We start from the raw sequence: 19,427 nt of genomic DNA on the forward strand, positions 1-19,427 counted from the left end.
ATTTCCGTCCCTCAGGAGGAAGTTGAGGGATTCGCCACTTTCCGGTGGCCGATTCCCGTGCGCCCCACATATGACCGTCCGACGTCTTGACCCGGCCATGCCAACAGCCGAACACTGACGCCGTCGCTTCGCCTCACACCCCACAGGAGACCGCATGCGACCACGTATCCGCGGTGGACGCACCACTGTCCTCGCCGCACTCCTCTCCCTCACGCTCGCCGCCCCGATCGCCGCCGCCCAGGCACAGGACGCCCCCTCCCCCGGGTCCACCACCGGCGCCGCGCGGCATGCCGAACTCCCCCACCAGTACGAGGTGACCGGCCCCGCCACCCGCGCCGAGCGCACCGCCCTCCTCGCGACCGGCGTCAGCATCGACGAGGTCCACACCCGCGCGGTCGTCATCACCGCGACCCGCTCCCAGGCCGCCACGGTCCACGAACTCGGCTACGCCCTCCGCAAGTTGCCCGACCCGCCCGGCTTCGCCACCACGGCTCCCCACAAACCCCGCGTCAAGGACTTCCCGGCCGGCTACGCGAACTACCACACCTACGACGAGGCCACGAAGGAGATCGACGCCCTCGTCGCCAAGTACCCGGAGATCCTCAGCAAGCAGGTCATCGGCACCTCCCACGAGGGCCGCAACATCCTCGCCCTCAAACTCAGCAAGAACGTCACCAAGGACGAGCAGGAGCCCGAGGTCCTCTTCACCGCCCACCAGCACGCCCGGGAACACCTCACGGTCGAGATGTCCCTCTACCTCCTCAAGGAGTTCACCTCGAAATACGGCAGCGACTCCCGCGTCACCAAGATGCTCGACTCCCGCGAGATCTGGATCATCCCGGATCTGAACCCGGACGGCGGCGAGTACGACATCGCCTCCGGCCAATTCCGGAGCTGGCGCAAGAACCGCCAGCCCAACGCCGGATCGAGCGGCGTCGGCACCGACCTCAACCGCAACTGGGACTTCAAGTGGGGCTGCTGCGGCGGCTCTTCCTCCAGCCCCTCCTCCGAGACCTACCGAGGCAAGTCCCCCGCCTCGGCCCCCGAGGTCCAGGTCGTCTCGAAGTTCGTCCACGGCCGCAACGTGGGCGGCAAACAGCAGATCAAGGCCGCCATCGACTTCCACACCTACAGCGAACTGGTCCTCTGGCCCTTCGGCTTCACCAACGACGACACCGGCCCCGGTATGACCCAGGACGACCACGACGCCTTCGCCACCATCGGCAAGAACATGGCCGCCACCAACGGCTACACCCCCGAACAGTCCAGCGACCTGTACATCACCGACGGCTCGATCGACGACTGGCTGTGGGGCGACCAGAAGATCTTCGCCTACACCTTCGAGATGTACCCGTCCTCATTCGGCTCCGGCGGCTTCTACCCGAAGGACTCGGTGATCCCGAAGGAGACCGCACGGAACCGGGAAGCGGTACTGCAACTCCTGGAAACCGCCGACTGCGTCTACCGCGCGATCGGCAAGGAAGAGCAGTACTGCAGCGGTAACTGACCCGCAGCTTCCCCGACGAAAAAGGCGGGCCGCACCGTCGCGGCCCGCCTCCTCCAGTCCTTACGCCGCCTTCCGATAGGCCCGGAAGGCCCGTGTGGCCAGGAAGCCCATCACGAGGACCGCCACCGCGAGCAGTCCCAGACAGGACAGGACCGTGCTCCCGTCACCGGGCGCGGACGTCGCCTGCCGCGCCGCGACGACCGCCCATTCCACGGGGTTGTACCGGGCGACGTTCCCCACCCAGGCCGGAGCGAGGTGAAGGTCCATCACGGCAGAGCTCAGGAACATCAGCGGCAGCGTGGTGAACTGGGAGATCGCGATCAGCGTCGCCTGCTGACGGGTCAGCAGGGCGACGGCATTGGACAGTGCCGAAAAGACCAGCGTCAGCAGCACCGCGGCCAGGACGGTGACCCCGACCCCGGCGACGCCGCCGGGGAAGCGGGCGCCGGCGATCAGCGCGATGACCACGATGATCAGGCTCTGGATGACGGTCTGGATCGCCTGGTGGGCCATGGTCGCGCACATCATGGCGCCCCGGCTGACGGGCGAGGTCAGCAGCCGGTCCATCACACCGCGGTCGATGTCCTGCAGGTAGGTCGTCCCTGCCCACGCGCTCGCGAACAGCGCGGTCATCATCACCACACCCGGTGTGAGGAACGTCAGGAACCCGTCGCTGCCGTACGCGAATCCGGGCAGATGCACCACCGACCGGAAGAGCTGCCCGAACAACAGCAGCCAGATCACCGGCTGGACGAGCCCGATGACGAGGAAGGTGGGCATCCGCCACAGCGCGCGCAGCAGGCGGCCGGTGAGGAACGCGGAGTGTGTGATCACGGTCAGCGGACGCGTGCCGACGGGTTCGATGTGTGCCGTGCTCACTTCGCCACCTCCAGGACCTTCACGTCGTCGTCGCCGGCGGCGGCCGCAAGGCTGTGGCCGGTGTGCTGAAGGTAGACGTCATCGAGCGAAGGGCGGGCCAGCGTCGCAGAGGTCACGACGATTCCCGCGTCGTCGAGTGCGGCCAGCACGGGAGGCAACGCCCGCGCGCCGTTATCGGTCCGGCCACGGACCGTGCACCCGTCCATGGTGATCTCGCGTAGCTCCGGCACCCGTTGCAGCACCGCGCGTGCTCTGCCGTCGGCCTCGGCCAGCTCGACCTGCACCGCGTCACCGCGCAGCTCGCTCTTGAGTTCCTCCGGGGTGCCCGCGGCGACCACTGTGCCGTGGTCGACGATCGCCAGCCGGTCGGCGAGGTGGTCGGCCTCGTCGAGGTAGTGCGTGGTGAGCAGCACCGTCATCTGCTCGTCACCGGCCATCCTGGCGATCTCGTGCCACATCTCGCTCCGGGCCTGGGGGTCGAGACCCGTCGTCGGCTCGTCGAGGAAGAGCACCTGCGGGCGGTGCATCAGCCCCAGCGCGACGTCCAGCTTGCGCGCCATCCCGCCGGAGTACGTACCCACCAGCCGGTCCGCGGCGTCGGCCAGGCCGAACCTGCCGATGAGCTCACGGGCCCGCGCCTTGGCGTCACGACGGGACATCCCGTGGAGGCGGCCCGCGAGCAGCAGATTCTCGGTCGCGGTCCCCCTCGGATCCGTACCGGGCTTCTGCGCCACGAACCCGATCGCCTGGCGCACCCGGTCCGGCTCCGCCGCAACGTCGAAGCCTGCGACGCGTGCCGACCCCGAGTCCGCGACGGACAGCGTGGAGAGAATCTTCACCGTGGTGGACTTGCCTGCCCCGTTCGGGCCGAGCAGCCCGAAAACGGTCCCCGTCGCAGCGGAAAAGCTCAGCCCCCGCAACGCGGTGACCGGGGGTTTGTTCCTGCCTGCCGAGTAGGTCTTGACCAGATCAACGGCTTCCAGAGCCGTTTCCGCTCGCCGAACCACAACCATCGCCGCACACCCTTGTCAGAACGTGGTGTGACTCCCACCTTCCTGGTGTCACCGGACACAAGGAGGCTGAATGGCGAGGGCGGAACCCTACGGTGAGATGTCGCAGCCGAAGGTAACAAGGGCGCGCGAGCAGTTGCAACCGATTTCTCCGCGCGGAGCGGGCCCGATGTCACCGCGAGGGGCGCCCGATGCGGGGCGCCCCACGGGCGTACGTGCACGCGATGTCGCCACCCGCGCCTACACGACCAGGCTCACCAGCGCCGCCACCGCGAACCCCGCGACCGACAGCACCGATTCCAGCACCGTCCAGGACTTCAGGGTGTCGCGTTCCGAGATGCCGAAGTACTTGCTGACCATCCAGAAGCCGCCGTCGTTCACATGCGAGGCGAAGATCGAACCGGCCGAGATCGCCATGATGATCAGGGCCAGTTGGGCCGGGGACAGGCCCTGGCCCTCGACGAGGGGGACGACGATGCCGGCTGTGGTGACGATGGCGACCGTGGCGGAGCCCTGGGCGACGCGGAGGACGAGGGAGAGCAGGTAGGCGAGGACGATGACGGGGAGGCCGACGTGGTGGAAGGTGTCGGAGAGGGCGGTGGCGACGCCGCTGCCCTTGAGGACGGCGCCGAAGACGCCGCCGGCGCCGACGACCAGGATGATGTTGCCCACCGGCTTCAACGACGCGGTGGAGACGGTCTCCAGGGACTTGCGGGACCAGCCGCGGCGGATGCCCAGCAGGTAGTACGACATCAGCAGGGCGATCGACAGGGCCACGAAGGGGTGGCCGAAGAACTCGATCACCGAGCGGCCGTCCGAGGGGGCCAGGGCGATGGAGGAGAAGGTCGCCAGGAGGATGAGGAGCAGCGGGGTGCCGATGATGGTGAGGACGGTGCCGAGGGAGACCGGCTCCTCGTGTGTCGTGAGGCCGGCCGCGGCCTTTTCCCGGGTGACCGCGGCCCTGGCCTCGTCGGCGGCCTCGACCATGTCCTGCGGGACGTCGACGAAGAGGCGCTTGCCGATCCAGGCCGCGTAGCCCCAGGCGGCGAGCACGGCCGGGATGCCGCAGATGATGCCCATGAGGATGATCCAGCCCAGGTCGACCTTGAACAGGCCGGCGGCGGCGACCGGGCCGGGGTGCGGCGGCAGGAAGGCATGCGTCATGGAGAGGCCCGCCAGGAGCGGCATGCAGTAGAGGAGGATCGACTTGCCGGACCTCTTGGCCGCCGCGTAGACGATCGGGGCGAGGACGAAGATGCCGACGTCGAAGAAGACGGGGATGCCGAAGATCAGGCCGGTCAGGCCCATGGCGAGGGGTTCGCGCTTCTCGCCGAAGAGGCGGAGCAGCCGGGTGCTCAACACCTCGGCGCCGCCGGAGACTTCGAGGATCGCGCCGAGCATGGTGCCCAGGCCGATGATGATGGCGACATGCCCGAGGATGCCGCCCATGCCGGTCTCGATCAGCGAGACGGCGTCGGACTTCTGGACCGTGCCGAAGAGTTCGGTGACGGAGAGGCCGGCGGCGAGGCCCACCGCGATGGAGACCGTCAGCAGCGCCACGAACGGCTGTAGCCGGACCTTGATGATGAGGGCGAGGAGCAGGGCGATGCCCAGGGCGGCGACCGTCAGCAGCCCCGCGGTGCCCGGTATCAGGGCGAGCAGTCCACCGGTGTGCGGTGGTGGTGGAGGGGCGGCCGGGGCGGCGGTCGTGGCGGCGAGGTACATGGGGGCACTCCGTTGGCAGGCAGAGGTTTTCCAGGTAGGGGGGACCGCGGCAGGGCGCCCCTGCGGTGCGGGGTGCCCTGCCGTGCGGCGGATGGTGCGGACGTACTAAAGGCACAGCGGGTGGCTCACTAAAGGCGCAGCGGGTGGCTCAGCTCAGGACGGCGAGGGCGTCGATCTCGATGAGGAGCCCCGCGGGCAGACCGACGTAGACGGTGGTGCGGGCGGCGGGGGCCTCCTTGAGGCCCTGCTCCTCGAAGTAGGCGTTGTAGATCTCGTTCATCTCGGCGAAGTGCGCCACGTCGGTGAGGTAGACGCGGATCATCATCGCGTCGTCCCAACTGGCGCCGCCCTCTTCGAGGATGGCCTTGACGTTGGCGAGGGTCTGCAGGGTCTGCTCGCGCAGGGTGGGGCCGGCCGGGGTGGGGGCCTGGCCCTCGACGGCGGGGAGGAAGCCGACCTGGCCCGCGACCTGGAGGAGGTTGCCCTTCTTGACGCCGTGGGAGAACTTCGCGGGCGGGGTGGTGTGGGTGGCCGGGGTGAGCGCGGTCTTCTCGGTCATGGTGTTCAGGCTTCCTCTGCGGGGTCGGTGGCTGACGGGGGGACGGCGGTTCCGGAGTACTCCCTGCTGATGGCGTCGGCGGTGCGGCGGACCAGCGGGAGCAGTCTGAGGAGTTCCTCGGCGCTGACGACGACATTCGGCGCGGAGACCGACATGGCGGCGACCAGGCGCCCGTCCGCGCCGCGGACGGGGGCCGCGACGCAGTTGATGGACTCCTCGTGGCCACCGAGGTCGGTGGCCCAGCCCTGTTCGCGGACCTTGGCCAGCTCGGCGAGGAACGCCGTGGCGTGCGGGGTCGAACGGGACGTGTAGTGGGGGTAGTCGAGCTTCTCGGCGAGGGCGCGGCGCTCGGGTTCGGGGAGGTCGGCGAGGAGCAGCTTGGCGACCGCGGCGACGGTGATCGCGACGGGTTTGCCGATCCGGGAGTACATCCGGACCGGGTAGCGGCTCTCCACCTTGTCGATGTAGAGGACCTCGTTCTCCTCGTGGACCGCGAGGTGGACGGTGTGTCCGCATTTCTCGTTGAGTTCGACGAGGTGGGGGTGGGCGATCTCGCGTACGTCGAGGCTTTCGACGGCCTGCTGGGCGAGCGCGAAGAGCCGGGCGCCGAGGCGGTAGCGCTGGTCGGACTGGCGGTAGACGAAGCCGTGTTCGTGGAGGGTGCGCAGCAGCCGGAGAGCGGTGGACTTGTGGACGCCGAGCCGGTCGGCGACCTGTCCCAGGTCGGCGGGCCCCTCGGCGAGCAGCGGCAGAATGCCCAGCGCGCGGTCGACGGTCTGACTCATACCGGCACCTCGCTCCGCCCGGCGTCGCCCTCGCCCGGCGCGCGCCTCCCGGTGGTTCTCTCGCATCGCTCGTTCACTGCGTAGGTACCTCCTCGTCGGCCCTGCGGCCGGATACGTCGGCGTCGGTCCAGCCGGGACCGAGGTGCAGTCTCTCCCAGGCCGTGTCGTCGAGGGCGGCCAAGCGGTCGGCCTGCGGCCGGCTCGGCGGGGTGGCGAGATCGCCGGGGACGGTGAGGGCGGCGGCGGCCCACAGATGGCCGTGCCGGAGGCGGTCGCGGTCCGGGAGGCCGCGGAGGGTGGCGGAGAGGAAGCCGGCGGCGAAGGCGTCGCCGGCGCCGGTGGCTGCCACGAGGTCGACGTTCAGGGCGGGCACGAAGGTGGCGGTGGCGTCGTCGCGGCGTCCGTCCAGCTCTCCCGTACGCCGGAGGTCCGTCTCTCCCGTACGCCGGAGGTCTGGCTCTCCCGTACGCCGGAGGTCCGTCTCTCCTGTACGCCGGAAGTCCGGCCCTCCCGTTCGCCGGAACACTGTGGCTCCGGCCCTGCCCTGTTTGACGACCAGGAGTTGCGGTTCCGGCAGTGCGCGGCGGATGGCCCGGGGACCATGCAGGCCCCAGGCGTCCCGGGCCTCGTCGTCGCCCACGAACACGAGGTCCGCGCCGCGCGCGAGGTCGAGCAGTACCCGGGCCCGTGCGGTGTCGCGCCACAGCCCCGGCCGGTAGTTGACGTCGAAGGAGAGGAGCGGGCGCCCTGGGCGGCGGGCGGTCAGTTCCCGCAGCAGGCCGAGGCAGTCCGCGGAGAGCGCCGCCGTGATGCCGGACAGATGCAGGATGCGGCCGGCGCGGAGGGCGGCCGCATCCAGGCCGTCCGCCGTCATGGCCGAGGCGGCGGAACCGGCGCGGTAGTAGGCGACTTCGTGGGTGCCGGTGGCGCGGTCGCCGGCGGTGCGGAAGTAGACGCCGGTGGGGCGCAGCGGGTCGCGCCGGACATGGGCGACGTCGACGCCACATTCGGCGATGGCGGTCAGGAGGTGGTCGCCGAAGCCGTCGGTGCCGACCCGGGAGATCCAGCGGGTGGTGTGGCCGGTGCAGGCGAGGGTGCAGGCGACGTTGGATTCGGCGCCGCCGATGGCGCGGTCGAAGGAGGGGACGTCGGCGAGCCGCCCGGGGAGACGGGGCAGGAAGGTGACCATGGACTCGCCGAGGCAGACGACATCGACGACCGGGACGGACGCGCCGTCCCGGCCGGTGGTGCCGCTGACGTCCGGGGGCTGGATCACGATCGGTTCCGCTCCTTCGCTGCGGTGCGTGCCGGGCCGGGAGCCTCGGTGTTCCGGCCGTTTCCCGCCGTGTTTCCCACCATTGACCGGGCAATGCTGCGGATGTTAGACAGCGGTTAGCGATACGCGCAATGAGCGTTGCAGATGGTGCAACATGATCTTTTGAGGAGGCCGCATGGCCGGCGAACGGCTCGCGCAGGGACTCAAGGGACTCGCGGACGAACGGGTCGATCACCGCTTCAAGGGCCTCCCCCCGGACGCCGACGGCCGGACCGTCGGCGAGCTGGCCGCCGAGCGCCGCAACCTCTTCGGTGACGGTTTCACCACCCCCGTCCTCGCCCTCTCCGCCGAGTCGGTCGAGCACAACCTCGCCCTCATGGAGACCTACTCCACCCGGCACGGCCTGGCCTTCGCCCCGCACGGCAAGACCTGCATGGCCCCGCAGCTCTTCGCCCGCCAACTGGAGCACGGCGCCTGGGGCATCACCGCCGCCGTCCCCCACCAGGCCCGCGTCTACCGCACCTTCGGTATCCAGCGGATCTTCCTGGCCAACCAGGTGGTGGACGCGGCCGCGCTGCGCTGGCTCGCCGCCGAGCTGGCCGCCGACCCCGACTTCCGCTTCCTCTGCTACGTCGACTCGCTGCGCGGAATCGAGCTGATGGACACCGCGCTGCGCGAGGCCGGTGCGGTCCGCCCGGTGGACGTGGTCGTCGAGCTCGGCGCCGGGGAGGGCGCCCGTACCGGGGTCCGTACCGAGGCCGAGTGCCTCGAACTCGCCGACGCCATCGCGGGCGTGGACACCCTCCGCCTGGTCGGCGTGGCCGGCTACGAGGGCGAGGTCCCCGACGCCACCGCCGAGCGGGTGGACGCCTGGATGCGCCGACTGGTCGCGCTGGCCGCGGAGTTCGACAAGGCGGGCCGGTTCGCCGACCTCGACCAGATCGTCATCAGCGCCGGCGGCAGCGCCTGGTTCGACACGGTCGCCGAGGTCTTCGCCGAGATCCCGGAGCTGTCAGCCCCGGTCCTCAAGCTGCTGCGCTCGGGCGCGTATGTCTCGCACGACGACGGGCACTACCGCCGGCTGACCCCCTTCAACCGCGTCCCGGAGGAGGGCGCCCTGCAGCCCGCCTTCCGCCTCTGGGCACAGGTCGTCTCCCGCCCCACGCCCGAGCAGGCATTCCTCAACGCGGGCAAGCGCGATGCGGCGTACGACCTGGATCTGCCGCGGGCCCTGGTCGTACGGTCCGGCCGGGACGGCAGCCTGCGCCCGGCGGACGGGCTCACCGTCACCAAGCTGTCCGACCAGCACGCCTGGGTCAGCACCGAGCGGGCCGGCGACCTGGAGGTCGGCGACTGGGTCGGGCTGGGTCTGTCGCACCCCTGCACGTCCTTCGACAAGTGGCAGCTGATTCCGCTGGTCGAAGAGGACGGCACGGTCACGGACTTCATCCGCACCTTCTTCTAGGCCTGCTTCTTCCAGGACCTGCCCGGCGGGGCCGCCCCCGGCCCCGCCCGGCTCCCCGGGCCGGAGCTCCGCGCCCGCCCCCGGACCGCCGGCGGTGCGCGCCGATCCCCCGCGGCGCGCGCCGCCGGCCCCACGCCCCTGCGACCGCACGTCCCCTGGGCACCGAGGCACTGACAGAGCGAGCCGCCGAGGTACCGAGAGAGGCAGGCTTCACCATGGACACCGTGTTCCGCGACGTACGCGTCATCGACGGGTCCGGCGGGCCGTCCTACCGCGCCGATGTCGCCCTGTCCGGCGGCCGGATCGCCGAGATCCACCGCGCGTCGGACGGGGGCCCGCGTCCGGGCGCCGCCCGTGTGGTGGAGGGCCAGGGCCTCGCCCTCTCCCCCGGCTTCATCGACATGCACGCGCACAGCGACCTCGCGCTGCTGCGGGACCCCGGGCACGAGGCGAAGGCCGCCCAGGGCGTCACCCTCGAAGTCCTCGGCCAGGACGGTCTGTCGTACGCGCCGGTCGACGACCGCACCCTCGCCGAGGTCCGCGCCCAGATCGCCGGCTGGAACGGCGGAGCGCCCGGGGACACCTCCCTCGACTTCAACTGGCGCACCGTCGGCGGCTACCTCGACCGCCTCGACCACGGCTTCGACGGCCAGGGCATCGCCGTCAACGCCGCCTATCTCGTCCCGCAGGGCACCGTTCGGATGCTCGCCGTCGGCTGGGACGACCGCGCGGCCACCGCCGACGAGCTGGCACGGATGCGGCAGCTGGTCGCCGAGGGCCTGGAACAGGGCGCGGTCGGGCTGTCCTCCGGTCTGACCTACACCCCCGGCATGTACGCCTCCGACGCCGAACTGAACGAACTGTGCCGGGTGGTGGCCCGCTACGACGGCTACTACTGCCCGCACCACCGCTCCTACGGCGCCGGCGCCCTCCAGGCGTACGAGGAGATGGTGGCCCTCACCCGTGAGGCCGGCTGTGCGCTGCATCTGGCGCACGCCACCATGAACTTCGGCGTCAACGAGGGCCGCGCGCCCGAACTGCTGGCACTCCTGGACCGCGCGCTGGACGCCGGCGCGGACCTCACCCTGGACACCTATCCGTACACCCCCGGCTGTACGACCCTGGTCGCCATGCTGCCGAGCTGGGCGAGCGAGGGCGGTCCCGGGGTGATCATGGCCCGCCTCCGGGACGAGGCGACGGCCGCCCGCATCCGGCACGTCATGGAGGTGGAGGGCGCCGACGGCTGTCATGGGGTACCCATCGACTGGGACACCATCGAGATCTCCGGTGTCTCGGACCCCGCGCTGGCTGACCACGTCGGCAAGACCGTCGCCCGTAGTGCCGCGGAGCGCGGTGAGGAGCCGTGGCAGACCGCCCGCCGGCTGCTGATCGAGGACCGCCTCGGTTCGACGATCCTGCAGCACGTCGGCCACGAGGACAACGTCCGCCGGATCATGCGCCACCGGGTGCACACCGGCGGCAGCGACGGCATCCTCCAGGGCGACAAGCCGCATCCGCGCGCGTACGGCACCTTCCCCCAGTACCTGGGCAGGTACGTCCGCGAGCTGGGGGTGCTGTCGCTGGAGGAGTGTGTCGCGCATCTGACGGCCCGCCCGGCCGCCCGGCTGCGGCTCCCCGACCGCGGCCTGGTGCGCGAGGGCTACCGCGCCGACCTGGTCCTCTTCGACCCGGAAACGGTCGCCGCCGGCTCCACCTTCGACGCCCCGCGCACTCTTCCCACCGGCATCCCGCATGTGCTGATCGACGGCCGGTTCGTGATGGAGGACGGGCGGCGGACGGATGTACTGGCGGGGCGGGCGGTACGGCGGACGGCGTCAGGCCGGGGCTGAGGTCAGCCGGGCGGCGGCAGCTGCCCTTCGGCCGCGCGCAGCACCAGCCGCTCGATCTCGGGCCCGCTGCTCGTCAGATGGGCCCCCAACTGCTGGGTGAGCGCGATCCGTTCCGGTGTGACACGGCCGGCGTAGAAGACGACCGGACCGGTGTAGCGGCCCTCACGCCGCAGCCGCCCGATGTGCTCCAGGCCCTCCCGCGGATTGGTTCCCCGGTCGATGTCGGAGACGACCATCGTCGGTGTCCCGACGGCGAGGGCGGCATCCGCGGCCTGGGAATCCTCGGCGATCCGCACCACGGCGCCCGCCGCCCGGAAGGCGTTGACCAGCGTCTCGTTGTTCCGCGGATGGTCGTCCACCCACAGGATGTGCACACCGTGCAGCACCTGGTCAGCCGCGCGGGGTGCCGCGGTCCACGCCGGCGGCACCGTGCCGTACAGCTGCCCCTGAGGCGGACGCGCCTGGACGTACGGGGCGGGCTCCGGCGGCACCGGAGCCGGGAGTGAGGCCCCTTCGCGCAACCGTCGCAGCAGCTCGTCGGAGCGGGGCAGCGCCACCAGCCCCTCGATCAGCGAGGTGAACTCCTGGTCGGACACCATCTCCGGGAAACCGCTGGGCAGTTGGCGCTCCAGCCGGCTCAGGGTCTCGCCCCGTGCCGCGGTGCTCAGGTTCTGCTCCGGCAGGTCGTGCTCGCGCAGAAAGCGGTTCACCCGGTGCAGCTCCGCCTCGGGAACCGATTGCGGTGTCCGCAGCAGCCGGCGCACCTGCTGATAGGTACGGAACTCGGCGATCACATCGCCCACACCGGGCCCCGGGGCACCGGCCACCATCCGGTAGAAGTCGGGGTAGAAGTACTGCAGCAGCAACGTCCTGACCACCGCCTCGGGCGGGAAGTCCTCCCACATCGGATTGAGCGTCGCCTCCAGCACGAAGCCGTTCACCAGACGCTTGATGCGGCGCGGATTGCGGGCCGAGCGCTCCGCGAGCAGGGTGGTCAGCCGCTCGTCCAGGAGCTGGTCGATCCCGACGGCGCGGGCGCAGCGGTCGATGTACTCCCGGACACCCCGCTGGTCGGGGACCGGAATGCGATAGCTGGTCTGGAAGATTTTTTCCATGAAGGCCGAAGCGGCGGGCGACAGATCACGTAACAGCCCGTTGGGCGCCAGCGCCGAACGGTCGCAGCCGATGACGAACTCCAGCCCCGGCACGTCCAGATAGACCTTCACCGCCTCGCAGACGGCGAGCACCGTCTCCTCCGAACAGCGGTCGAGGTCGTCGATGAAGACGACCAGGAGCCGGCGCGGCCGGAAGTCGTCGGTCTGCGACCACTCCTGCACCAGTTCCCCGATCGCCCCACGCATCTCGTTGCGGGCCTGGGAGTTGACGGACAGGCTGCGCCACAACTCGTCGACCAGGCCGGCCACCCCGAGCGGCCCGGCGGCGACCGTCAGCACGGACCGTACGGCCCGCAGCAGTGCGCGCCGCTCGGAGATCCGCTGCAGTCCGCGCCGCAGCACCCGCCGGTCGAACCGCATCAGTACGGACTTGATCAGCCCTTCCAGCGCGTCGGCGCCGGTCGAGGTCCAGGCGTTGTACCAGACGGTGTGCACCTCGGGGGCCTGCGCCAGCTCCGCGTCGACCAGCCGCATCAGGCTGCTCTTGCCCATACCCCAGCCGGCGTCGACGGCGAGGGTGAAGGGGGTGGAGTCGCGGGAGGCAACCAGGAGCCCGGCGAGGCGGCGGGCGGCCCGGCCGGCGCCGAGCAGATCCGCTCCGGACTCGACCACCGGCTCATCGTTGAGCAGCGCGAACGGGCCGGGTGACGAGGGTGCGGCCAACAGCGGTGCGGCCGGGGGTAACGGTGCCGAGGCGGACATGTACCGGAGCGTAGCGGCGCATGCCCCCGCCCGCGGGGCCCCGCGGAATCAGCACCGCGCCCCTCCCTCGTCACCGGGCGTGAGGAACTCCACACCGTCCGCTGATCAACGTGGGGAAAAACACCGGGCGGCCACCGAAACACGCCCGTAAGGTGGCGGACATGCAGGTGATCCAGTCAACGAAGCTCTCCAACGTCTGCTACGAGATCCGTGGCCCGGTGCTCGAGGAGGCCATGCGGCTGGAGGCGGCGGGTCACCGCATCCTCAAGCTCAACACCGGAAACCCGGCAGCGTTCGGCTTCGAGTGCCCGCCCGAGATCCTGGAGGACATCCTCCGCACGGTCGGGACGGCGCACGGCTACGGGGACGCCAAGGGCCTGCTCTCCGCCCGCCGCGCGGTGATGCAGCACTACCAGACGCAGGGCATCGACCTCTCCGTCGACGACATCTACCTGGGCAACGGCGTCTCCGAGCTGATCCAGATGTCGATGCAGGCCCTGCTGGACGACGGCGATGAGGTGCTGGTCCCGGCCCCGGACTATCCGCTGTGGACGGCGTCCGTCTCGCTCTCCGGCGGTACGGCCGTGCACTACCGCTGCGATGAGCAGGCGGACTGGATGCCGGACCTCGCCGACATCGAGCGCAAGGTCACCGACCGCACCAAGGCCATCGTCGTCATCAACCCGAACAACCCCACGGGTGCCGTGTACGACGACGAGCTGCTGCGCGGTATCGCGGAGATCGCCCGCCGGCACAACCTGATCGTCTGCGCCGACGAGATCTACGACAAGATCCTCTACGACGGTGTCACCCACACCCCCTTCGCCTCGCTCGCCCCGGACCTGCTGACCCTGACCTTCAACGGGCTGTCCAAGTCGTACCGGGTGGCGGGCTACCGCAGCGGCTGGATGGCGGTCTGCGGCCCGAAGGCGCATGCCTCCTCGTACATCGAGGGGCTGACGATCCTCGCCAATATGCGGCTGTGCGCCAATATGCCGGCCCAGCACGCGGTCGCCACCGCCCTCGGCGGCCGTCAGTCGATCAACGATCTGGTGCTGCCCGGCGGCCGGCTGCTGGAGCAGCGCGACACGGCGTACGAGCTGCTGACACAGATCCCGGGCGTCAGCTGCGTCAAGCCCAAGGGCGCGCTGTACGCCTTCCCGCGGCTGGACCCCAAGGTCTACAAGGTCAAGGACGACCGGCAGATGGTGCTCGATCTGCTGCGCGAGGAGAAGATCATGATCGTGCACGGCACCGGCTTCAACTGGCCGGAGCCCGATCACTTCCGCCTGGTCACGCTTCCCAGCAAGGACGATCTGGCCGATGCCGTCACCCGGATCGGCTCCTTCCTCGACGGTTACGGACAGTACTGACCCGGAGCAATTTTCTGTACGCGCCACAACTTTAGACAGTGTCTAAGCTAGGATGGTCTCCTAGACGTTTTCAGGAGGCCGTCCCATGTACGAACCGATCCGCACCAAGTCGGTCCACACCATGGCCGCCGCCCCGGAGATCCCGCACCGCTCACGCGAACAGGAGCTGGACATCCGGCTCGCCGGACAGCTGACCGCCCTGCTCACCGTCACCGATGAGCTGCATGCGCTGGCGACGCGGACGGACGGCGGCGCGCAGGGCACCGGGCCGGACGGTGCCGCGCTGGACGGTGCCGCGCTGGACGGTGCCGCGCTGGACGGTGCCGCGCTGGCCGCCGCCGCCGAGCGCATCGCCGAGCAGGTCGCGCGGCTGAGCGGCGGCCACTATCCGCTGCGCGCCGAGCCCACCGACGGCGGCGCCCCGGCCCGGATCGAGGCCCTCCAGCAGCGCGCTCACACCCTGGCCGGGAACGCCCTTGCGGTCGCCACCTCCCGGGGCGACTCCGCGGCCATGGCCCTGGCAGCGGAGCGGATGGAGGCCCACACTGCAGCACTGCGGGACCGGGACCTCGCCACGGCCTGAGGCCGGGGGCGGCGGGACGTCGCTGAGGCCGGGGGCGGCGGGACGTCGCTGAGGCCGGGGGCGGCGAGACGTCGCGGCCTGAGGCCGGGGCGGACGGGCCCCCGCGGCTTGGAGCCTCCCCGCCCCGCATCACTCCACCGGCCCAACCGGCCGGCATCTCTTTCTGCGCACGGTCCGTGGCGTCGCCCGGTCACAGGGCGGGCGCCCATGCGCCGGGCACCCACGAGCCGGGGCCCCGCACCTCTCGTGCGGGGCCCCGGCCTCGGCGGTGTACGCGGCGGTGACTAGCCGAGCCGCTGGACCAGTGCGCGGTACTCGTCCCACAGCTCCTTCGGCGTGTGGTCACCGAAGGTGTTGAGGTGCTCGGGGATCAGCGCCGCCTCCTCGCGCCACACGTCCTTGTCGACGGTGAGCAGGAAGTCGAGGTCGGCGTCGTCGAGGTCGAGGCCCTCGGTGTCCAGCGCCTCCTTCGTGGGCAGCACACCGATGGCGGTCTCGACGCCCTCGGCCTTGCCGTCCAGCCGCTCGACGATCCACTTGAGCACCCGGCCGTTCTCGCCGAAGCCCGGCCACACGAAGCGGCCCTTGTCGTCCTTGCGGAACCAGTTGACGTAGTAGATCTTCGGCAGCTTGGACTGGTCCTTGTCGGCACCGACCTTGACCCAGTGGCCCATGTAGTCGCCCATGTTGTAACCGCAGAACGGCAGCATGGCGAACGGGTCCCGGCGCAGCTCGCCGACCTTGCCCTCGGCCGCGGCGGTCTTCTCGCTGGCGACATTGGCGCCCATGAAGACACCGTGCTGCCAGGTCAGCGACTCGGTCACCAGGGGCACGGCGCTGGCGCGACGGCCGCCGAAGAGGATCGCAGAGATCGGCACGCCCTTGGGGTCCTCCCACTCGGGCGCGATGATCGGGCACTGGCCGGCCGGGACGGTGAAGCGGGCGTTGGGGTGGGCGGCCGGGGTCTCGGACTCCGGGGTCCAGTCGTTGCCCTTCCAGTCGGTCAGATGGGCGGGCTTCTCCTCGGTCATGCCCTCCCACCAGACATCGCCGTCGTCGGTGAGCGCGACATTGGTGAAGACGGAGTTGCCCCACATCGTCTTCATGGCGTTGGCGTTGGTGTGCTCGCCGGTGCCGGGCGCGACACCGAAGAAGCCGGCCTCGGGGTTGATGGCGTAGAGGCGGCCGTCCTCGCCGAAGCGCATCCAGGCGATGTCGTCACCGATGGTCTCGACGGTCCAGCCGGAGATCGTCGGCTCCAGCATCGCGAGGTTGGTCTTGCCGCAGGCGCTCGGGAAGGCGGCGGCGACGTACTTGGACTCGCCCTGCGGCGGGGTGAGCTTGAGGATCAGCATGTGCTCGGCGAGCCAGCCCTCGTCACGCGCCATGACGGAGGCGATACGCAGCGCGTAGCACTTCTTGCCGAGCAGGGCGTTGCCGCCGTAGCCGGAGCCGTAGGACCAGATCTCGCGGTCCTCGGGGAAGTGCGAGATGTACTTGGTGGAGTTGCACGGCCACGGCACATCGGCCTCGCCCTCGGCCAGGGGCGCGCCCAGGGAGTGCACCGCCTTGACGAAGAAGCCGTCCTCGCCGAGCTCGTCGAGGACCGGCCGGCCCATGCGCGTCATGGTGCGCATCGAGACCGCGACATAGGCGGAGTCGGTGATCTCCACGCCGATCGCGGAGAGCGGGGAGCCGAGCGGGCCCATACAGAACGGGACGACGTACATCGTCCGGCCGCGCATCGCACCGCGGAAGATGCCCTGCTCACCGGCGATGCTGCCGTCTCCACCGGTAAAGATGGCCCGCATTTCGGCGGGGTCCTTCCAGTGGTTCGTGGGGCCGGCGTCCTCCTCCTTCGCGGAGCAGATGAAGGTGCGGTCCTCGACACGCGCCACGTCCGAGGGGTCGGAGGCCGCGTAGTACGAGTTGGGGCGCTTGATCGGGTCGAGCTTCTTGAACGTGCCCTTGTCGACGAGCTCCTCGCACAGACGCTCGTACTCCGCCTCCGAGCCGTCACACCAGACGACCCGGTCGGGCTGGGTGATCGCTGCGATCTCGTCGACCCAGGAGATGAGCTCCTGGTGACGGGTGAGGACGGGGGGAGCCGCGTTGTCGCGCGCCACGATCGCTCCTAGATGAGGGTGTGGACGAATTTATGCCCGATTTGACCGGGAAAATCCGCTTCTTTAGATGTCTACCCCTTGGGGGCTGCGACCCGGATGCTTCGTGACCGCTCATCCGGTGCCGACCGCACTCATTTGATCATCCGACCGTTATGGGGTTCTGTCCAGAGGGCGCCTTCGTGACCGTCACCACTTCGGCACGAATCCGTAACTTACGGTCGCGTAGGTAGCATTGCGCCATGACTTCCGCGCCCGACGCCGCCGAGAGCCAGCCCCCCTCCGCTCCGCCCGCGATCGCGGCGGTCGCCGCCGTGGCCGCACCCCTCAAACCCAGACTCCGCGGCTGGCTCCACGCCGGAATGTTCCCCGCCGTGCTCCTCTCCGGCGTCATACTCACCGCCCTCGCCGACAGCCCCCGCGGCCGCCTGGCCTGCGCGATCTACACCATGACCGCCTGTCTGCTCTTCGGGGTCAGCGCCCTTTACCACCGCGGCAATTGGGGCCCGCGCGCCGACGGCGTACTGCGCCGGCTCGATCACGCCAATATCTTCCTGATCATCGCGGGCACCTATACGCCGCTGACGATGCTGCTCATGCCAGGCTCCCGCGGACAGACGCTGCTCTGGGCGGTCTGGGCGGCCGCACTGGCCGGGATCCTCTTCCGGGTCTTCTGGGTCGGCGCTCCACGCTGGCTCTACACCCCCTGCTACATCGCCATGGGCTGGGCCGCCGTCTTCTTCCTGCCCGACTTCCTGCGCACCGGCGGCGTCGCCGTCCTCGTCCTGGTCATCGTCGGCGGGCTGCTCTACAGCGCCGGCGGCGTCATTTACGGGCTCAAGCGCCCCAACCCCTCACCCCGGTGGTTCGGCTTCCACGAGGTCTTCCACTCCTTCACCCTGGCGGCCTTCGTCGTGCACTACGTCGGCATCTCCCTGGTGGCCTATACACACTCCTGAGGCACCCCGGCCCGAGCGGCCGGCACCCCCGATCCCCCGCGCCCCGTGGCCGCGGCCTTCCCGGCCGCGGCCATACGCCGTATCGGGACCTCCGCAGAACCAGGGTCGTCGCGGAACCGGAACCTTCACGGAACACCTCCCCACCCCCTGCACCTCACTCACAGTAACCATTCCCACGCCACAGCGTGACACACCCCACCGACAGTCAAAGCCGTGGAATGTCCGCGGCGCCGCTGACGGCCGTCTTGAGGCCCAACTCCCGTACGGGGCCGTACCCGCACGGGCCCGGCCGTGGCCTCCGGGACACCTGATGCCTGACAATGCTGCGCATGGTCTCCGCACGTACCTCTGCCACCACGCCGCCCGGAACTCCGAAGGTCGGGCTGCGGGAGCGGAAGAAGATCCAGACCCGGCAGGCGATCCGGCGGGCCGCCTACCGGCTCTTCGAGGAGCAGGGGTACGACGCGACCCCCATCGATCAGATCGCCGAGGCCGCCGATGTCTCACCGAGCACGGTCTTCCGCTACTTCCCGACCAAGGAAGACATCGTGCTCACGGACGAGTACGACACCGTCTTGGAGGCCGGGCTGCGGACCCGTCCCGCGGACGAGCCGATGGTCGAGTCGATGCGGCGGGTCACGGTCGAGGCGCTGCGCGAGATCGCCGCTGCCGACCGCGGCGAACTCGTGCAGCGCATCCGGCTCATCCGTGAAGTCCCCGCGATCCGGGGCCGTACGGCCGAGAACACCGCCCGGGACGCCGCGTTGATCAGCGCCGTGCTGGCGGAGCGCACCGGCCGCCCCGCCGGTGATCTGGAGCTGCGGGTGATCAGCGCAGCGATCCTGGCCGCGCTCCAGGAGGCGATGCTGAACTGGGTCGAGGGCGGCGAGAGCGCCGAACTGGAGGCGCTGATCGACCAGACGATGGACGTGCTGGCGCGGGGCCTCACGCTCTGACGGCGGGGGTGCCCGGGGCCGGCGCGTCCGCCAGCCGGAAGAGCGCGCCGCTGTCCGCCCCCGCGCGTACCGTGCCGCCCGGTGAGGCCGGCTCCGTCACCCCGGCCTCCGGTTCGCCCAGGCGCGCCGCGAGTCGCGCCCGGAGGTACGACAACCGCGCGATACGGGCATCCAGGTCGGCGAGCCGGCGCCGGGCCACCGCCTCCACCGCCGCACAGCGGCCCGGGCGGGGTTCTTGAGAGAGCAGGTCCGGCACCTCGTCGGCCGGCACCCTGCCCAGCAGATGGGCGAAGGCCCGCACGTCCCCGACCGTCAGCCCCGCGTCCCGGAGCTCGCGCACCGCCCGCAGCCGCCGGATGTCCTCCTCGTCGTACACCCGGTGGCCGGACGGCGTCCTACGGGCCGTCACCAGCCCCTGCTGTTCGTAGTAGCGCAGCGCCCGCGGTGTCATTCCGGCAGCCGCCGCGGCGTCCCCGATGCGCATCTCCCCCTCCTTCGTC

Annotated in this window: 16 protein-coding genes; 7 read left to right on the top strand and 9 right to left on the bottom strand. The window is 70.5% G+C overall.

Going from position 1 to position 19,427, the window contains the following annotated elements; translation table 11 throughout:
• Positions 1–154 precede the first annotated feature (154 nt).
• Positions 155–1,507, top strand: coding sequence for a M14 family metallopeptidase (locus STRNI_RS16055; RefSeq protein WP_277411460.1), 1,353 nt, complete (start codon positions 155–157; stop codon positions 1,505–1,507).
• 60 nt (positions 1,508–1,567) lie between these two features.
• Here STRNI_RS16055 and STRNI_RS16060 read toward each other — a convergent pair whose 3' ends face one another.
• The 6 genes from STRNI_RS16060 to STRNI_RS16085 form a co-directional block, all read right to left on the bottom strand.
• Positions 1,568–2,386 carry an ABC transporter permease gene (locus STRNI_RS16060; protein WP_277411461.1) on the bottom strand — a complete coding sequence of 273 codons (819 nt, stop codon included), beginning with the start codon at positions 2,384–2,386 and terminating at the stop codon, positions 1,568–1,570.
• Positions 2,383–3,399: an ATP-binding cassette domain-containing protein gene (locus STRNI_RS16065; RefSeq protein WP_277411462.1), complete on the bottom strand. Its 1,017-nt coding sequence runs from the start codon at positions 3,397–3,399 to the stop codon at positions 2,383–2,385. Before STRNI_RS16065 ends, STRNI_RS16060 begins: the two co-directional genes overlap by 4 nt.
• Positions 3,400–3,636: 237 nt before the next feature.
• Positions 3,637–5,121 (bottom strand): GntP family permease, encoded by a 1,485-nt coding sequence (locus STRNI_RS16070; RefSeq protein ID WP_277411463.1) that lies wholly within the window; start codon positions 5,119–5,121, stop codon positions 3,637–3,639.
• A 148-nt stretch (positions 5,122–5,269) separates the two neighbouring features.
• A complete protein-coding gene (locus STRNI_RS16075; RefSeq protein ID WP_018089288.1) occupies positions 5,270–5,680 on the bottom strand; it encodes a RidA family protein in 411 nt (136 codons plus the stop codon).
• A gap of 5 nt (positions 5,681–5,685) precedes the next feature.
• A complete protein-coding gene (locus STRNI_RS16080) occupies positions 5,686–6,465 on the bottom strand; it encodes an IclR family transcriptional regulator (RefSeq protein ID WP_018089287.1) in 780 nt (259 codons plus the stop codon).
• Between the two features lie 73 nt (positions 6,466–6,538).
• Positions 6,539–7,654, bottom strand: a complete 1,116-nt coding sequence (locus tag STRNI_RS16085; RefSeq protein ID WP_277413257.1) for a sugar kinase — start codon at positions 7,652–7,654, stop codon at positions 6,539–6,541.
• A 262-nt stretch (positions 7,655–7,916) separates the two neighbouring features.
• Between STRNI_RS16085 and STRNI_RS16090 the strand changes: the two genes are divergently transcribed.
• Positions 7,917–9,206, top strand: coding sequence for an amino acid deaminase (locus tag STRNI_RS16090; RefSeq protein WP_018089285.1), 1,290 nt, complete (start codon positions 7,917–7,919; stop codon positions 9,204–9,206).
• 215 nt (positions 9,207–9,421) lie between these two features.
• Complete coding sequence (locus tag STRNI_RS16095; protein ID WP_277411464.1) at positions 9,422–11,056, top strand: N-acyl-D-amino-acid deacylase family protein; 1,635 nt, start codon at positions 9,422–9,424, stop codon at positions 11,054–11,056.
• A gap of 2 nt (positions 11,057–11,058) precedes the next feature.
• Here the strand turns inward: STRNI_RS16095 and STRNI_RS16100 are convergent, their stop codons facing one another.
• The gene (locus STRNI_RS16100) at positions 11,059–12,933 is read right to left on the bottom strand and encodes a P-loop NTPase fold protein (RefSeq protein WP_277411465.1); all 1,875 of its coding nucleotides are present in this window, start codon (positions 12,931–12,933) and stop codon (positions 11,059–11,061) included.
• Positions 12,934–13,094: 161 nt separating this feature from the next.
• Here STRNI_RS16100 and STRNI_RS16105 point away from each other — a divergent pair, with 161 nt between their 5' ends.
• The gene (locus STRNI_RS16105) at positions 13,095–14,306 is read left to right on the top strand and encodes a pyridoxal phosphate-dependent aminotransferase (RefSeq protein WP_018089282.1); all 1,212 of its coding nucleotides are present in this window, start codon (positions 13,095–13,097) and stop codon (positions 14,304–14,306) included.
• Between the two features lie 85 nt (positions 14,307–14,391).
• Positions 14,392–14,889, top strand: a complete 498-nt coding sequence (locus STRNI_RS16110) for an SCO4983 family protein (protein WP_277411466.1) — start codon at positions 14,392–14,394, stop codon at positions 14,887–14,889.
• 284 nt (positions 14,890–15,173) lie between these two features.
• Here the strand turns inward: STRNI_RS16110 and STRNI_RS16115 are convergent, their stop codons facing one another.
• A complete protein-coding gene (locus STRNI_RS16115; protein ID WP_018089280.1) occupies positions 15,174–17,015 on the bottom strand; it encodes a phosphoenolpyruvate carboxykinase (GTP) in 1,842 nt (613 codons plus the stop codon).
• A 239-nt stretch (positions 17,016–17,254) separates the two neighbouring features.
• Between STRNI_RS16115 and trhA the strand changes: the two genes are divergently transcribed.
• Positions 17,255–17,971, top strand: coding sequence for a PAQR family membrane homeostasis protein TrhA (gene trhA / locus STRNI_RS16120; protein ID WP_018089279.1), 717 nt, complete (start codon positions 17,255–17,257; stop codon positions 17,969–17,971).
• 329 nt (positions 17,972–18,300) lie between these two features.
• The gene (locus STRNI_RS16125) at positions 18,301–18,927 is read left to right on the top strand and encodes a TetR/AcrR family transcriptional regulator (RefSeq protein WP_026169567.1); all 627 of its coding nucleotides are present in this window, start codon (positions 18,301–18,303) and stop codon (positions 18,925–18,927) included.
• Here STRNI_RS16125 and STRNI_RS16130 read toward each other — a convergent pair.
• Entirely contained in the window at positions 18,917–19,411 is a 495-nt protein-coding gene (locus STRNI_RS16130; protein ID WP_274737880.1) for a MerR family transcriptional regulator, read from the bottom strand. The two genes, STRNI_RS16125 and STRNI_RS16130, sit on opposite strands and share 11 nt — an antisense overlap.
• Positions 19,412–19,427 lie beyond the last annotated feature (16 nt).

It is taken from the genome of Streptomyces nigrescens (assembly GCF_027626975.1).
GTDB classification, from domain to species: Bacteria; Actinomycetota; Actinomycetes; order Streptomycetales; family Streptomycetaceae; genus Streptomyces; species Streptomyces nigrescens.

Bases quoted from the DNA above. Each gene is read 5' to 3' on its own strand.
- STRNI_RS16055 (WP_277411460.1), top strand. From the start codon at position 155: ATGCGACCACGTATCCGCGGTGGACGCACCACTGTCCTCGCCGCACTC.
- STRNI_RS16065 (WP_277411462.1), bottom strand. From the start codon at position 3,399: ATGGTTGTGGTTCGGCGAGCGGAAACGGCTCTGGAAGCCGTTGATCTG.
- STRNI_RS16070 (WP_277411463.1), bottom strand. From the start codon at position 5,121: ATGTACCTCGCCGCCACGACCGCCGCCCCGGCCGCCCCTCCACCACCA.
- STRNI_RS16075 (WP_018089288.1), bottom strand. From the start codon at position 5,680: ATGACCGAGAAGACCGCGCTCACCCCGGCCACCCACACCACCCCGCCC.
- STRNI_RS16080 (WP_018089287.1), bottom strand. From the start codon at position 6,465: ATGAGTCAGACCGTCGACCGCGCGCTGGGCATTCTGCCGCTGCTCGCC.
- STRNI_RS16085 (WP_277413257.1), bottom strand. From the start codon at position 7,654: ATGGTCACCTTCCTGCCCCGTCTCCCCGGGCGGCTCGCCGACGTCCCC.
- STRNI_RS16090 (WP_018089285.1), top strand. From the start codon at position 7,917: ATGGCCGGCGAACGGCTCGCGCAGGGACTCAAGGGACTCGCGGACGAA.
- STRNI_RS16095 (WP_277411464.1), top strand. From the start codon at position 9,422: ATGGACACCGTGTTCCGCGACGTACGCGTCATCGACGGGTCCGGCGGG.
- STRNI_RS16100 (WP_277411465.1), bottom strand. From the start codon at position 12,933: ATGTCCGCCTCGGCACCGTTACCCCCGGCCGCACCGCTGTTGGCCGCA.
- STRNI_RS16105 (WP_018089282.1), top strand. From the start codon at position 13,095: ATGCAGGTGATCCAGTCAACGAAGCTCTCCAACGTCTGCTACGAGATC.
- STRNI_RS16110 (WP_277411466.1), top strand. From the start codon at position 14,392: ATGTACGAACCGATCCGCACCAAGTCGGTCCACACCATGGCCGCCGCC.
- trhA (WP_018089279.1), top strand. From the start codon at position 17,255: ATGACTTCCGCGCCCGACGCCGCCGAGAGCCAGCCCCCCTCCGCTCCG.
- STRNI_RS16125 (WP_026169567.1), top strand. From the start codon at position 18,301: ATGGTCTCCGCACGTACCTCTGCCACCACGCCGCCCGGAACTCCGAAG.
- STRNI_RS16130 (WP_274737880.1), bottom strand. From the start codon at position 19,411: ATGCGCATCGGGGACGCCGCGGCGGCTGCCGGAATGACACCGCGGGCG.